14 protein-coding genes are annotated in these 14,175 nt (G+C 71.5%); 7 read left to right on the top strand and 7 right to left on the bottom strand.

Annotated features, from left to right (window positions below; genetic code table 11):
* Positions 1–425: 425 nt before the first annotated feature.
* Entirely contained in the window at positions 426–3,080 is a 2,655-nt protein-coding gene (locus tag AC1DWH_RS19050) for a rhamnogalacturonan lyase (protein WP_477095012.1), read from the top strand.
* A gap of 74 nt (positions 3,081–3,154) precedes the next feature.
* Here the strand turns inward: AC1DWH_RS19050 and AC1DWH_RS19055 are convergent, their stop codons facing one another.
* Both AC1DWH_RS19055 and AC1DWH_RS19060 read right to left on the bottom strand, forming a co-directional pair.
* Entirely contained in the window at positions 3,155–4,234 is a 1,080-nt protein-coding gene (locus tag AC1DWH_RS19055; protein ID WP_477095013.1) for a fatty acid desaturase family protein, read from the bottom strand.
* A 136-nt stretch (positions 4,235–4,370) separates the two neighbouring features.
* The gene (locus tag AC1DWH_RS19060; protein ID WP_028049733.1) at positions 4,371–4,574 is read right to left on the bottom strand and encodes a cold-shock protein; all 204 of its coding nucleotides are present in this window, start codon (positions 4,572–4,574) and stop codon (positions 4,371–4,373) included.
* Positions 4,575–4,875: 301 nt separating this feature from the next.
* On the opposite strand from AC1DWH_RS19060, the gene AC1DWH_RS19065 reads away from it, so the two are divergent.
* Entirely contained in the window at positions 4,876–5,283 is a 408-nt protein-coding gene (locus AC1DWH_RS19065) for a YchJ family protein (protein ID WP_456845111.1), read from the top strand.
* Positions 5,284–5,292: 9 nt separating this feature from the next.
* Here AC1DWH_RS19065 and AC1DWH_RS19070 read toward each other — a convergent pair whose 3' ends face one another.
* The 3 genes from AC1DWH_RS19070 to AC1DWH_RS19080 all read right to left on the bottom strand — a co-directional run bounded on the left by AC1DWH_RS19070 (position 5,293) and on the right by AC1DWH_RS19080 (position 7,715).
* Positions 5,293–5,859, bottom strand: coding sequence for a TetR/AcrR family transcriptional regulator (locus tag AC1DWH_RS19070; RefSeq protein ID WP_477095014.1), 567 nt, complete (start codon positions 5,857–5,859; stop codon positions 5,293–5,295).
* A gap of 14 nt (positions 5,860–5,873) precedes the next feature.
* Positions 5,874–7,103, bottom strand: a complete 1,230-nt coding sequence (locus AC1DWH_RS19075; protein WP_477095015.1) for an MFS transporter — start codon at positions 7,101–7,103, stop codon at positions 5,874–5,876.
* Positions 7,104–7,277: 174 nt separating this feature from the next.
* Positions 7,278–7,715, bottom strand: a complete 438-nt coding sequence (locus tag AC1DWH_RS19080; protein ID WP_477095016.1) for a hypothetical protein — start codon at positions 7,713–7,715, stop codon at positions 7,278–7,280.
* A gap of 48 nt (positions 7,716–7,763) precedes the next feature.
* Here AC1DWH_RS19080 and AC1DWH_RS19085 point away from each other — a divergent pair, with 48 nt between their 5' ends.
* From AC1DWH_RS19085 to AC1DWH_RS19100, 4 genes are all read left to right on the top strand, one after another.
* Positions 7,764–9,284, top strand: a complete 1,521-nt coding sequence (locus AC1DWH_RS19085) for an ATP-dependent DNA ligase (protein ID WP_477095017.1) — start codon at positions 7,764–7,766, stop codon at positions 9,282–9,284.
* Positions 9,285–9,410: 126 nt separating this feature from the next.
* Positions 9,411–9,719 (top strand): hypothetical protein, encoded by a 309-nt coding sequence (locus AC1DWH_RS19090; RefSeq protein WP_477095018.1) that lies wholly within the window; start codon positions 9,411–9,413, stop codon positions 9,717–9,719.
* 71 nt (positions 9,720–9,790) lie between these two features.
* Positions 9,791–10,825 carry a hypothetical protein gene (locus tag AC1DWH_RS19095; RefSeq protein ID WP_477095019.1) on the top strand — a complete coding sequence of 345 codons (1,035 nt, stop codon included), beginning with the start codon at positions 9,791–9,793 and terminating at the stop codon, positions 10,823–10,825.
* A 91-nt stretch (positions 10,826–10,916) separates the two neighbouring features.
* Positions 10,917–12,038 (top strand): hypothetical protein, encoded by a 1,122-nt coding sequence (locus tag AC1DWH_RS19100; RefSeq protein ID WP_477095020.1) that lies wholly within the window; start codon positions 10,917–10,919, stop codon positions 12,036–12,038.
* A 19-nt stretch (positions 12,039–12,057) separates the two neighbouring features.
* On the opposite strand, the gene AC1DWH_RS19105 is transcribed toward AC1DWH_RS19100, so the two are convergent.
* Both AC1DWH_RS19105 and AC1DWH_RS19110 read right to left on the bottom strand, forming a co-directional pair.
* Positions 12,058–12,690: a hypothetical protein gene (locus AC1DWH_RS19105; protein WP_477095021.1), complete on the bottom strand. Its 633-nt coding sequence runs from the start codon at positions 12,688–12,690 to the stop codon at positions 12,058–12,060.
* Positions 12,691–12,802: 112 nt separating this feature from the next.
* Positions 12,803–13,054, bottom strand: a complete 252-nt coding sequence (locus tag AC1DWH_RS19110) for a DUF4242 domain-containing protein (protein ID WP_456846288.1) — start codon at positions 13,052–13,054, stop codon at positions 12,803–12,805.
* Positions 13,055–13,099: 45 nt separating this feature from the next.
* Here AC1DWH_RS19110 and AC1DWH_RS19115 point away from each other — a divergent pair, with 45 nt between their 5' ends.
* On the top strand, positions 13,100–14,116 hold the full coding sequence (locus AC1DWH_RS19115; RefSeq protein ID WP_477095022.1) for an AraC family transcriptional regulator: 1,017 nt from the start codon (positions 13,100–13,102) through the stop codon (positions 14,114–14,116).
* Positions 14,117–14,175 lie beyond the last annotated feature (59 nt).

A 14,175-nucleotide genomic window follows, 5' to 3' on the forward strand; every position in this document is an offset into this window, starting at 1 on the left:
AGTGACGTTCTCGCGGCAAAGTGACGTTCTCGACGAGCGGTCGGTGCCAGTGTCCGGCGATCCGCGTCGAACTCGTCCGCACCCGCGCCCGGAGACACCGGCTCCGTCGCGCGGGGGATCGCGCCGTCCGGTCGTGAGTTTCCGACGAGTTCGGCAGTTGCAACGACCGATCTCGGCCGAAACTCACGAGATCGCGCGGCGGGCGGCCGTCGCCGGCCCGGGGCTCCGAGCATCACCGGATAGCGGTTTCCGTTGGCGGGAGCGCTCCCCTCGACGGAATCCGGCGAATGTCGCAGGACGGGTTGACTCGGGTGAACCACGCGATACGTTCGAGGTGGTCGGGGTCAATGGCGCCCCCGGCTTTCCTCATGTCGGGCACCTGGATCAGGCATGGGAGAAGCCTCACCGATTGAAAGGATTCAAGGATGAGTCTGATTCACCCACGAGGACCGTTGCACGGGCGCCAGGCTCTGACCCGGGGCCGCACGCTCACCGCGATCGCCGGGTCGGTGGTGCTCGTCGGCACCCTGACGGCGACGCCGGCGACCGCTGCCCAGCCGGGCTCGGCGCCCACGGGTTCCACCGCCAGCACGACGACCGCCGGCACGCGGGGAGCGACCCAAGGGCCCGACGGTCTCACGCTCGAGCGCCTCGACCGCGGGCTCGTCGCGGCCGTCACGGACGAGGGCGTCTTCCTCTCCTGGCGCCTCCTCGCCAGCGAGGTCACCGGCGCCACCGCGACGGGCATGACGGGCCCCGACTTCGCGGTCTACCGCGACGGCACCAAGCTCGGCACGATCACCGACTCGACGAACTTCGTCGACCCGGCCGGCACGGCGACCTCTCGGTACCGGGTCTCGGCGGTGGTCGACGGGGTCGAGGTCGACGGCACCGACGCGACGCCGTGGGCGCAGCCGAGCCTCGACATCCCGCTGCACAAGCCCGCCGACGGGGTCACGCCCGTGGGTGAGGCGTACACGTACTCGGCCAACGACATGTCGGTCGGCGACGTCGACGGCGACGGGCAGTACGAGTACCTCGTCAAGTGGGACCCGTCGAACTCGAAGGACGTGAGCCAGGTCGGGTATACCGGCAACGTCTACCTCGACGCGTACGAGCAGGACGGCACTCAGCTCTGGCGTATCGACCTGGGTGTGAACATCCGGGCCGGCGCGCACTACACGCAGTTCCCCGTCTACGACTACGACGGCGACGGCAAGGCCGAGCTGATGATCAAGACGGCCCCCGGCACCTCGATCACGCACTACGCCGCGGACGGCTCGGTGACCGGCCAGGAGTACGTCACCCTGCCCCAGCGCGACCGCGACGCCGGCGTCACCGACACGACCGACTACCGGCTCAGCAAGACCGGCTACTTCGAGCACCTGGTCAGCATGCTCGAGGGCTGGAGCAGCCACCCCGAGGTCGTCGCGGGCCACTGGCCGTCGACGGTCGAGGAAGCGCTCGGCATCGCGAAGCAGTACACCTACCCGCTGAGCCACGAGGACGCGACGGCACTGGCCAACTACTTCGTCGACGTCTACGCGCCCAGCCGCAGCACCCGCAACCAGCTGCGGAACTTCGAGGGCTTCATCGTCGACGGGCCGGAGTACCTCACGGTCTTCGAGGGAGCGACGGGCAAGGAGCTCCAGACCGTCGACTACAAGCCGGGCCGTGGCGATGACGGTCTGATGTGGGGCGACTACGCGATGGCCCGCATCGAGCCGGCCAACCGCGTCGACCGCTTCCTGGCCGGCGTCGCGTACCTCGACGGGGCGACGCCGTCGGCGATCTTCGCCCGCGGCTACTACACGCGCACGACGATCGTGGCCTACGACTGGGACGGGACCGCGCTCAAGGAGCGGTGGTACGTCGACTCGGGGCACGTGCCGATGACGAACCCGTTCAACGACAGCCCGCACGGCCGTGACGGCACCGACCCGGTCTACGGGAAGATCACCACGCAGGGCTTCCACTCGCTGTCGGCGGCGGACGTCGACGGGGACGGCAAGCAGGAGATCGTCTACGGCGGCGCGACGATCGACGACGACGGGTCCGTCCTGTACTCGTCGTTCGACACGCTCCCCGCGGGTTCGTCGGCCCCCGGCACTGAGGCCCGACTGGGCCACGGCGACGCGATCCACGTGACCGACATCGACCCGGACCGCCCGGGCCTGGAGATCTACACGTGCCACGAGGGCGCGACGGGCGCGCCGTACGGCATGGCCCTGCGCGACGCCAAGACCGGCGAGGTCCTGTTCGGCAAGTACTCCGGCGCCGACACCGGTCGCTCGATGATCGGCGACGTGCTGCCGGACGTGCGCGGGCTCGAGGTCTGGGCCAGCCTGCCCGGCGGCTCCGGCTCGCTGGGCCTCTACACGGCGACCGGGCAGTTCACGCCGGGCGCCATCCCCGGGACCAACGGAAGCATCAAGTGGCTGCCGGACGGCACGACGCAGATCGTGAACGGCTCGGGCGACCAGGACGTCACCATCGACGACTGGACCCGCGGCCGCCAGCTCACGGCGACCGGCACCCGGGCCAACAACGGCACCAAGGGCAACGCGTCGCTGGTGGCGGACATCCTCGGTGACTCGCGCGAGGAGCTGCTGGTCCGCACCACGGACTCGTCGGCGATCCGCGTGTTCACGAGCACGGCCCTGAGCCACAAGAAGATGTACACGCTCATGCAGGACCCGCAGTACCGCGTCGAGGTCGCCCGGCAGCAGACGACCTACAACCAGCCGTCGGACGTGGGCTTCTACCTGGCCTCGGACACGGACTTCACGCAGGTGCCGGTGCCGTCGTACTACGCGCCGGGCAGCATCGACGCCCTGCGGGACGCGACCAAGGCGCAGATCGCGTCCGGCGCGATCACGGGCGTAGCGGTCGTGCGGCTGCTCGCGGCGATCGAGGTGGCCGACAAGGCGGCCGACCGCGGGAACGAGAAGGTCGCGGCGAAGTCGCTCACCGCGTACGTCGAGCTGCTCACGCCGAAGACGCGGTTCTCGACCGTCTCGCCGGCCGCCCGGGCGGCTCTGGGGTACCAGGCGCAGCAGGTGATCTCGATGCTCAGCTGAGCCTGACGACCTGAGCACAGCAAAAGCCCCCGCCGTCCTGAGAAGGACGACGGGGGCTTTCGCTGTGCCGAGGGTCAGACGCGGTAGAGCGCCGTCATCGGGCAGTTGAACGGGTCGCGGTCGGGCTTCCCGACCGTGTTCAGGTACGTGACGATGATCGCGTACGAGCGCGGCAGCGAGACCTGGACGTAGGGGATGTTGTGCTCCCGGCAGTACGCCTCGACGATCGGCTTGGCGCGACGCAGGGACGGGCGGGGCATCGACGGGAACAGGTGGTGCTCGACCTGGTGGTTGAGCCCGCCCATGAGCACGTCGACCCACTTGCCGCCGCCGATGTTCCGGCTGGTCAGCACCTGGCGGCGTAGGAAGTCGAGGCGCGAGTCCTTGGGGATCAGCGGCATGCCCTTGTGGTTCGGGGCGAACGAGGCGCCCATGTAGAACCCGAAGACGCCCATCTGCACGGCGAGGAACACGAGCGCGATCGGCCAGGACATCACGAGGAAGACCAGGGCGGCGCCACCCACGAGGCGGATCGACATCATGACGATCTCGGCGGCACGGTGGTCCAGCTTCTCCCGCGACGACAGGCGCTTGACGGCGGCGACGTGCAGCGCGACGCCTTCGAGCAGCAGGAGCGGGAAGAAGAACCAGCCCTGGTGGTTCAGGAACCAGATCGACAGCTTCGAGGTGCGCGTCGCGGCCTGCTCGGGCGTGAAGGAGAGGACCTCGAGGTCGATGTCGGGGTCGGCGTCGATCTTGTTCGGGTTGGCGTGGTGGCGCGTGTGCTTGCGCTGCCACCAGCCGTGGCTCAGGCCGACGAAGAGGTCGGCGAGCACGAGGGAGGTCCAGTTGTTCGCGCGTCCGTCGGCGAAGATCTGCCGGTGCGCGGCGTCGTGGCCGAGGAAGGCGACCTGCGTGAGGATCACGGCGGCGGCGAAGGCGACCGCGATCTGCCACCAGGAGTCGCCGACCAGGATGATCGTGGCGATCAGGCCCAGCACGGCGAGCACGGCGGCGGAGAGCCGCACGGCGTAGTGCGCGGGGCGGCGCTTCATCAGGCCGGCGGCCTGGACGGTGCGGGTCAGCTCGGTGAAGTCGCTGACTGCTCGGTCGCGAGGTCGCGTGGGTGTGTCGGTAAGCGTCGGGGAGCTCATGGCGTCCGTCCTGTCGGTCGTGCAGTGCGCGGCGCGAGTGCGGTCGGTATGAGCGGGAGCGGAGGCGCCTGGTCGAGGATGCGACGAGACCCCGGCCGGTAGTCGGCCGGGGTCTCGTGCTCTGGAGCTAAGAAGCTCAGAGGGGCGTGATGTTCGACGCCTGCGGGCCCTTGGGGCCCTGCGTGACCTCGAACTGGACCTTCTGGTTCTCCTCGAGCGTGCGGTAGCCGCTCGTCGTGATGGCGCTGTAGTGCGCGAACACGTCCGGGCCGCCGTCCTCGGGGGCGATGAAGCCGAAGCCCTTCTCGGCGTTGAACCACTTCACGGTGCCAACAGGCATGATGTTCTCTTCTCTCACGTGCGGTATGGACAACTCCCGGATGACCGGGACCGGTATTCACGGTGTTCGTCGTCCGTCTCCGAGGTGGTCCTCGAGAACGTCCTGCCAGGGTCTCCCCGTGGCCGTCATGACAAGCGATGCACTGCGACTACAGGGACAACCGTACGGCACTATGGGCTGGACCGGAACGTACGAAGCGAATCGGTCTGCTCGGAACCCGCGGCGCGGAGGGTCCGGGCTGCCCCTGCGAGCCCCCGGAACTCTTGCTAGGTTCACGCGGACGACAGGGTGGGAGAAGCCGATGGACGACAACGACGACCGCTGTCCGTGCGGGTCCGGCGACTCGTTCGCCGACTGCTGCGGGCGCTACCTGGCCGAGGGGCGCATCGCTCCGACGGCCGAGGCGCTCATGCGCTCGCGCTACACGGGATTCGCGACGAACGCGGTCCACTACCTGCTCGCCACGTGGCACCCCAGCACGCGTCCCGACGAGCTCGACCTGGACGAGGACATGGTCTGGCGGCGGCTGGACGTGCTGCAGACGGACGCCGGCGGGCCCTGGGACGACGCCGGCACGGTCGAGTTCGTGGCGCACTACCGGCTCGACGACGGCTCCGCGATCGGGCAGCGCGGACGCCTGCACGAGACCAGCCGGTTCGTGCGCGAGGGCGGCCGCTGGCTGTACGTCGACGGGGGCATCGGCGCGTAGGTGCGCAGGTCAGCGCTGCGTCGCGGCCGCGATCAGCACCACGGCGGTGGCGCGGGCTGCCTGGGCTGCCTCGCGGTCGTGGTCCATGCGGGCGGAGATGCCGACGCCGTCGTAGAGCAGGTGCAGGCGCCGCGCCAGGAGGTCGGGATCGGGCACCCCGTCGACCTTCGAGGCGAGGTCCGTCAGCAGCTCGCGGACCCAGCGCCGGTACGCCTCCGCCGCGTGGACGACGGCGCCGTCCGGGCGGGCCTCGGTGCTGGCCGCCGCGAACGCGCACCCGCGGTAGGTGGGCTCGTGGACCATCTCGTCCAGGGCCTCGAACACCGCGAGGAGCCGGTCGGTCGGGTCGGTGCAGCCCTCGACGTGGCGCGCGATCCGGGTGGCGATGCGGGTGTGCCGGGACTCGAGGTACGCCGTGACCAGCTCGTCCTTGCTGCCGAAGGTGTTGTACAGCGACGCCTTGGCGACGCCGGCCTGCTCGATGACGCGGTCGATGCCGACCGTCTGCACGCCCTCGGCGTAGAACAGCTCGTTCGCGGCGTCCAGAAGTCGCTCGCGCGCACTGGTCCTGGTCATCGCTCTCTCCCTCGTCAGACAGGTCTGTCTACTGTACGTCGCAGCAGCCCCGCGAGGGCCACCAGCGCGAACGCGATCACGGCGACGCCGTAGCCCTGCGCGGTCACCTGCAGCCCGCCGTCGTGGACGACAGCGATCCCGGCGATCACGGCCGGCAACCCCATGCCGAGGTACGACACGACGTACAGCAGCGACAGCACGCCTGCCCGCTCGTGGGGCAGCGTCTGCGGCACGACCAGGCGGATCGCCCCCTGGAACCCGCTGCCGAAGCCGACGCCGGCGATCGCGGTGCCGACGAAGAACAGGACGGGGGCCAGCAGACCGATCGCGACGAGGACGACGGCCAGGCCGACGACGAGTGTCGCGATGCCGACGAGCAGCACGTCCCGGGCGGGCTTGTCGCGCAGCACGACGACCGTGACGGCCGCGGTGCCGGCGAGCACGAACAGCCCCAGCCCCGCGAACATCGCCGAGCTCGACCCGACGAGCGTCGCGACCAGCGCGGGGCCGAGGGAGCCGTAGAAGCCCGGGAGCGCCCAGACGGCGAACAGCACCGGGAGCGCGACGGCCGCCGGTCGACGGACGCTGCGGGGGAGCGCGACGGTCGGCCGGAGGCTGGCGACGGCACCCGGTTCCGGCGTCACGGTCTCGGGCATCAGCAGGACGCCGACCGACTGCAGCGCGAGGACCCCCAGCAGCGCCAGGAAGATCAGGTGGGTCGGTGCGGGCAGCAGGGCGACGACGAACGACGCGACGAGCGCGCCGAGAGCGGTCCCCATCGCCGGCACGGCCGCGTTGGCCAGGGTGCCGCGGACGCGGTCGATGTCCAGCATGCCGGCACCGATCGCCGCGACGGCCGCGCCGGTCGACAACCCCTGGACCACGCGCGCCAGCAGCAGCATCGGGACGCCGTCGGCCGTCGTGAAGATCACCAGCGCGACCGCCTGCAGCGCGAGCGCGCCGAGCAGCACGGGCCGGCGGCCGACATGGTCGGACAACCGCCCGAGGACCAGGAGCGAGGTCAGCACCGCGATCGCGTACGTGCCGAAGACGATGGTCGTCGTCGTGGCGGAGAAGCCCCACTCCGCCTGGTAGATCGCGTAGAGCGGGGTCGGGGCGCTCGAGGCGCCGAGGAACGCGAGGACGATCGATGCCAGGAGGGCAAAGGACACCCGCGGCGACAGGCGCCAGGTCCGGGTGCGGGTGCGGGTGATCGTGGTCGGCCGTTCGGCGAGCTGGGTCACGAGGGACTCCGTTGGGTAGACCGGTCTGTCTAATGCCTCGGGAAGAGTAGACAGATCTGTCTGCTGGCGTCAACCGTTGCGGAGGCTCGTGCCGTGCAGCGATGGTCGCGTCGACGACGTCGCGTCGGGCGTCGACGTGCGCGGGCTGAACCGGCGAACGGCTCCTGTAGGCCGTCAGGACCAGATGCGTCGCTCGCCCGGCTCGAGGCCCATGCCCGTGTAGGTGACGATCTTGCGGATGAGGCCCTTGCGCACGTACGGGGCAACAACAGCGAGGGCGGGTCCGCCGTCGCGGTGCTCGACCTCGACGCGGACGGCGTCCGCCCCGTCCGACAGGATGTCGGCGACGAAGCCGAAGGCCCGATGGTCCGCACGCTCCTGCGCCGCTCCGGCGTAGAGGTGAGCCAGGACAGCCAGTGACTCGGGCCGCTCGCCCAGCCCAGGATCGCCGGCCGCCAGGGCGAGGGCGCCGTCGTTGTCGAGGGTGATGACGAAGGGAAAGAACTCCCCGTTCTTGGCGAGGAGGTCCTGGGCGGCATCCAGCGCGGCCCCCACGACGCCGTCGAGATCGTCCTGGACGTCGGCCGGTGTGGTGTCGCGCCAGCTGGTCATGGACGCAGGCTACGGGCGGGTGTCGGAGCGGAGCGGCAAGATGCGGACATGCGCCTCGCCGAGATCGCCGCGACCTCCATGGCTCTCGCGACCACCCGGTCGCGGTTGGCCAAGCGGGCTCTGCTGGTCGACGTGCTGCGCAGGACGCCGCCCGGGGACGTCGCGGTCGTGTCCCGATACCTCGGCGGGCAGCTGCGCCAGCGGCGGACGGGGCTCGGCTGGCGGTCGATGACGGCGCTGCCGGAGCCCGCGGAGGAGCCCACGCTGACGGTCGCGGGGGTCGACGCCACGTTCGAAGCGATGTCCCGGCTGGCCGGGCCCGGTTCCGGGACGGCACGGACCACGGCCGCCGCCGGGCTGTTCGCTGCGGCGACCGCCGACGAGCAGCGGCTCCTGCGGGGTCTGGTCACCGGCGAGCTGCGCCAGGGGTCGTTGGACGCGCTGCTGCTGGATGCCGTCGCGGAGGCGGCCGGGGTGCCGCCCGATGCGGTGCGCCGGGCGGCGATGCTCGCGGGCGACACCGAGCCGGTCGCGGTCGCGGCGCTGACGTCGGCGGACCCGGAACGGGCACTCGCCGAGTTCACGCTGGTGGTCGGTCGGCCCGTGCGTCCGATGCTGGCGCAGTCCGCTCCGGACGTCGACAGCGCGTGGGCAAGCCTCGCGCCCGGACCGGTCGTCGTGGACTCGAAGCTCGACGGCATCCGGATCCAGGTGCACCGGCAGGGACCGGAGGTGCGGGTGTTCACGCGGAGCCTCGACGACATCACGTCCCGCGTGCCGGAGATCGTCGCGACGGTCCTGGCGATGCCCTCGACCGACCTGGTGCTCGACGGCGAGGCGTTGGCGGTCGGTCCCGACGGGCGGCCGCGTCCGTTCCAGGAGACGGCGTCGCGCTCGGCGACCCGCGACGCCGATGTCGCTGCGGCGGTCACGCTGACCCCGTTCTTCTTCGACTGTCTGCACGTCGACGGTGTCGACCTGCTCGATGCGTCGCTGCTGCGCCGGCTCGAGGCGCTCGACGCGGTCGCCGGGTCGTCCGTGGTGGACAGGCTGGTCACGTCCGATCCCGGGGCCGCCCGCGACTACTTCGCGGAGGTGGTCCGCGCCGGCCAGGAGGGCGTCGTCGTCAAGGCCGCCGACGCGCCCTACGAGGCCGGTCGCCGTGGCGCGGGATGGATCAAGGTGAAACCGCGGAACACCCTCGACCTCGTCGTCCTGGCCGTGGAGTGGGGGTCGGGCCGGCGCAAGGGGCTGCTGTCCAACATCCACCTCGGCGCCCGCGACGGGGACGGGTTCGTCATGCTCGGCAAGACGTTCAAGGGGATGACCGACGAGATGCTGCGCTGGCAGACCGAACGGTTCACGGCGCTCGCGACCTCGCCGCTCGACGGCTGGGTGGTCGAGCTGCGCCCGGAGCAGGTGGTGGAGATCGCGTTCGACGGGCTGCAGCGGTCCACGCGGTACCCGGGCGGTCTGGCGCTGCGGTTCGCGCGGGTGGTGCGGTACCGCGAGGACAAGACCGCAGCCGAGGCGGACACGATCGACACCGTGCGGGCGTTGGCCGAGTGACCGGGCGCAGAGGCGGGACGGCCCGGACCTACGATCGGCGCGTGGAACTGACCCCTGAGCAGCTCAGCGTGCCCACGGACACCGGGTGCGCCGCCGCGCAAGCGCCGACGACGGTCGCGGGCTGACGTGTTCCGTCGCCGGGTCGGCTGGAGCCTTGCCGACGTCGCCGAGCGCCGCGCGGCCGCGCCCGACACCTTCCGGGTCCCCACCGACGAGGCCTTGGCAGCCGTGCAGGTGGGCGACCGGGTCAAGGTGGTCGTGGTGCCGCAGCAGGGTCTCGAGGAGCGGATGTGGGTGGTGCTCGAGCAGGTCGGGGAGGTGGAGCTCGAGGGTCTGCTGCACAGCGAGCCGGTCGAGCTGCGGGGGCTGCACGCGGGGGACCCGGTCGTGCTGGAGCGGCGGCACGTCGTCGCGATCGGCCGTCGGGACGCCTGACGGCGTGGCGTCCGGCTGAACCTGTCGCCACCCGCTCCCCCAACGCGGCAGGCCGCCCCTAGCCTCGGGCCGTGGAACCTGCCGCCCCGCCCGAGTCGCTCGTCTGGCTGACGTGCACCACCGGGCCGTCGTACGTGCGCCGGGCCGTCGACGCGCAGTGGCGTCGCCTGCTGGTCCGCCCGCGGATGGTCGCGGCGGAGGTGTTCGTCGGGCTGCTGCTGGTGCTCGCGCTGGTCGCTCCCGAGGTCCGCAGCACCGCGTTCGTGGTCGCGGCGGTTCTCGTCGGCGGGGTGGTGCTGGCGTACGTCGGCGCGTTGGTCCGCTCGCGGCGCCGCGTCCCGCCGGGCACGCAGCTCAAGGTCGCGCTCGACGGGGACCGGCTCGTCGCCGAGGGGGCGCGCGGGACCTCGTCGGTCCGGCTCGCGGCCTTTCGACGCGTGATCGCGGGTCGGCACGTGGTGCTGCTGGAGAACCGCACCAACGCCTACCTCGTCGCGTATCCGCGCGAGCTCTTCCCGGACGACGTGCTCGAGGATCTCCGCAGGCGCATCGACGGGGCTCCGCAGGCGGCGCCCTCGGCACCGGTGGGGCTCCCGCGTCCGAGTGCTGTGGCGACGTACACCACGGGTCCCGGCTACGTCGACCGGGTGGTGCGGGCCTATGTGAGCGAGGTCGCGTTCGCGCCCCGGCGCGTCACCGTCCAGGTGGTGATGGCCGTCGGGCTGTTCGTGGCCGGCGTCGTGGTCGCCGGCGGCGGGACGGGCGGTGTGGTCGCCGGCCTCGTCTACGTCGGTCTCGGCGCGTCCGCGGTGGCGTGGTCGATGCGGCGTCAGCGCAACCGGTTCGCCCGCGTGCTGGCGGGCCAGGTCCCGGTGGGGTCGACCTTCCGGGCTGCCCTCCTGCCGGACGGCGTCTGGGTCGAGGGCCCGGCCGTGACGGGGGAGACGAGCTACGGGGCGTACCGGTCGATCTCCGTCCGCGACGAGCTGGTGTTCCTGCGGGCCCGCGACACGCCCCTGTACTGGATCTACCCCGCGCAGATCTTCCCCGGGGCGAACCTCGACCTGCTCAGGCAGAGGGTCGGGTCGGCTACCTCGGCCCGGTAGCTCTCGTCCGCGACGGCGTGAAGCCCGCGCGTCCGGCTGAACCTGTGCCGACGGGCCGACCGGGCGGTCGGCTCGGCCCTACCCTCGGCCCGTGGAACCCGCTGCGCCACCCGAACCCCTCGTCTGGCTGACGTGCACGACCGACGCGACGTACGTGCCGCGAGTGGTCAACGCGCAGTGGCGATGCATGCTCAGCCGGCCCTTCGTGATCGTGATCGAGCTCGTCCTCGTCGCGATGGTGGTGGCGGGTGTCGTCGGCGGCGACAGCGGTGCCGATCCCCTGGTCATCGCGCCGTTCGTCGTGCTCGTGGTGGGCTTCCCCGCGGTGTTCGTCCTGCTCATGCTGGCCGCCTACGTCTACGGGCGGGTGAGCGCCGCCCGGTCGTTCCCACCGGGCACGCGGATCAGTGCGGCCCTCGGTCCGGACAGCCTCGTCACCGAGGGGCCGCTGGGGAGGGCCTCCGTCCGGCTCGGGACGTACCGCCGGGTGAGCGTGCGCCGACACCTCGTCGCGCTGGAGAACCGGAAGACGAAGGTCCTCACCGTGTACCCGCGGGAGCTGTTCCCTGAGGCCTTCCTCGACGAGCTGGTGGAGCGGATCCAGGTCGCGACACCGGTCGCCGCGGACGAGCCCGCCGACGCGACGCCGGACGCCGTTGCGCTCGCGCCGCCGACCGGGACGACGTGGTTCCGGACGGACCCGGGCTTCGTCGCTCGGATGGCGACCGCCTACTTCGGTGAGGTGACCGTCTCGCCGGCTCGCATCGGCATGCTCGCCGCGATCGTCGGCGGGGCGTCCGTGCTGGTCGTGGTCATCACCGGTGGCGAGGCGGAGAGCGTCGTCGGCGGCCTCGTCGTTGCCGGACTCCTCTCGTTGCTCATGGTGTGGAGCACGTGGAGACGGCACGTCACGGTCACCCGCCAGCTGACGCGGCAGATCCCGGTCGGATTCGTCTATCGCGCCGCGCTCGGTCCGCACACGCTGTGGCTCGACGGCCCCGGCGGGACGGCCGAGACGAGGCTGTTCGCGTACCGCGCGGTCTCGGTGCGCGGCGAGTTCGTGTTCCTGCGGGCCCGACGGGGCGGCAGCTACACGATCCTGCCGATCCAGCTGTTCCCCGGCGGCCTGCTGAGCGGCCTGCGAGACGGGGTCATCGCCGCAGGGTCGACGACGTCGGCCCGGACGGCTCCGACGCCCTCGTCGACCCGGTAGTGGGACGGGGCGGCGGCCGCTAGTCGACGGTCCCGAACGAGCGGCGGCCGTACTCGAGCCAGACGACGAGGTAGACCAGCCCGGTGAGCACGCCCACCACGGCGGTCACCGCCGGATTCCCGCCCGCGGCCTCGGCGACGAGCGCGCCGAGCGTGCCCGCGACGAGGGCGTTCACGACGTTGACGAACATGGCCGTGCTGCCGGCCACGTGGCTGAACGTCGAGCGCGGCAGCCCCATCGTGTAGGTGCGCATCAGGCCGGCGCGATCCTCCTGCCACGACGTCATGAGGTAGTCGGCGACCTCCGGGTCGAGAGCGATGTAGCCCGCGCGGAGCCGGTTCATCCCGAGGATCAGGGCGCTGTCGTCGTGGCTCGCGTTCATCACGCGCACCCCGGTCAGCGTGCCCAGGATCAGGGCCGCGGACGCGAGCCCGATCGAGAGGACGGTGAACGGGCTGCCGAAGCCCGACGCCTGGGCGACGAGCGCCAGCACCACGAGCGAGGCCGACACGACGGTCAGGTGGATGGTGATGCGGCTCATCACCTCGGACCAGAGCGTGCTGCGGGTGGCGAGCAGGCTCCAGTGCTCCGTGGCGAGGATCTGGGCGCGGACCGCCGGCGACGGGGTCGGGGGCGTCTCGGGTGCGGACATCGGTGTCTCCTTCCGGCGCTCCTGGCCACGCTAGGGCGCCCCGCACCGGGACGGAAAGGCGAAAGGCCCGTGACCTCGCATCGCTGCAGGTCACGAGCCTTCGGTGGAGAGCTCAGACGCCCTCGTCCACGCGGTAGATCTCGTCCGCGACGAGGCCGTGCGCCTGCCGGTGGACGGTCGCGGCCGTCTCGGCGTCGGGGGCGTCGACCAGACAGAAGATCTTGCCCTGCGTCTCGTCGACCCAGTACTTCAGGTAGTTCACGTCGTAGGAACCCTGGGTGTGCAGGTCGGCCTGGTGAGCCTGGGCGACATCGCCCATCCCGACCGGTCCGTCGATGTGGTGGATGTCCATGAACAGCGGCATTGTCGTACTCCTTGCGTGATGTGTCGGTATGACACGATCAGCCTCGTGGTGAGCACGTCCGCGGACCATGACCGCGTCACCGGCCTTCCTGATCGGGACCCCACGTACCCGGTCCTGCTGCAGACCGCGCTGGAACGGCTCCGGCTCGAGGGCGCCGTCTTCCTGCGGGCCGAGTACCGCGAGCCGTGGACGTACGAGTCGATGTCCGGCCCCGTGACCGCCGCCATGCTGCGACCGGGCACGGATCGGGTGGTGCTGTTCCACGTCGTCGCGTCCGGGTCGTGCTGGGTGGCGGTCGGTGATGGCGCGAAGCACTGGGCAGGCCCGGGGGACGTCATCGTGCTGCCGTACGGCGACCAGCACCGGATGGGCGGCCTGCAGGACGCCGACGTCGTGCCCATCACGACGTTCATGCCGCCGGCCCCGTGGGCGCAGATGCCGGTGCTCCGGTACGGCCGGGACGGCTCCGAGACCGACGTCGTCTGCGGCTACCTGCACAGCCTCGACCCGCTGTTCGACCCGGAGCTGAGGGCATTGCCACCCGTGTTCGTCGTCCATCCGACCGGCCCGGCGTCGCAGTGGGTGCAGGCCAACATCGAGTACGCCCTCGAGCAGACGTCGGCGGGCACCCTCGGCATCCCGACCCGCCTGCCCGAGGTGCTGCTGGTGGAGGTCCTGCGCCTGCACCTGGCGACCGCCCCGGCTGTGGACCGGGGCTGGACCGCGGCTCTGCGGGATCCGGTGCTGGCCCCCGCGCTGGCGTCGATCCACCGGCGGCCCGAGCGCAAGTGGACCGTCGAGCTGCTGGCGCGGGAGTCGCTGGTGTCCCGGTCGCAGCTGGACACCCGGTTCCGTGAGGTGCTCGGCCGCTCGCCGATCCGCTACCTCACCGAGTGGCGCATGCACGTGGCGCAGGACCTGCTGGCGACGACCGACCTGGGGGTGGTCGCGGTGGCGCACCACGTGGGCTACGACTCGGAGGAGGCGTTCAGCCGCGCCTTCAAGCGCAGTCGCGGAGACGCGCCGAGCGTCTGGCGGGCGGGACACTCGACGCTCTCCTGACCGGGAGGCCCCCGCCGGGGTCGGCTTGTTTGTGGGCGATTTGTCAGCGATGGTGTGAG

The organism is Cellulomonas sp. P2_F12 (assembly GCF_056403775.1).

Coding starts and splice junctions, on each gene's coding strand:
- AC1DWH_RS19050 (WP_477095012.1), top strand. CDS start 426: ATGAGTCTGATTCACCCACGAGGACCGTTGCACGGGCGCCAGGCTCTG.
- AC1DWH_RS19055 (WP_477095013.1), bottom strand. CDS start 4,234: ATGAGCTCCCCGACGCTTACCGACACACCCACGCGACCTCGCGACCGA.
- AC1DWH_RS19060 (WP_028049733.1), bottom strand. CDS start 4,574: ATGCCTGTTGGCACCGTGAAGTGGTTCAACGCCGAGAAGGGCTTCGGC.
- AC1DWH_RS19065 (WP_456845111.1), top strand. CDS start 4,876: ATGGACGACAACGACGACCGCTGTCCGTGCGGGTCCGGCGACTCGTTC.
- AC1DWH_RS19070 (WP_477095014.1), bottom strand. CDS start 5,859: ATGACCAGGACCAGTGCGCGCGAGCGACTTCTGGACGCCGCGAACGAG.
- AC1DWH_RS19080 (WP_477095016.1), bottom strand. CDS start 7,715: ATGACCAGCTGGCGCGACACCACACCGGCCGACGTCCAGGACGATCTC.
- AC1DWH_RS19085 (WP_477095017.1), top strand. CDS start 7,764: ATGCGCCTCGCCGAGATCGCCGCGACCTCCATGGCTCTCGCGACCACC.
- AC1DWH_RS19105 (WP_477095021.1), bottom strand. CDS start 12,690: ATGTCCGCACCCGAGACGCCCCCGACCCCGTCGCCGGCGGTCCGCGCC.
- AC1DWH_RS19110 (WP_456846288.1), bottom strand. CDS start 13,054: ATGCCGCTGTTCATGGACATCCACCACATCGACGGACCGGTCGGGATG.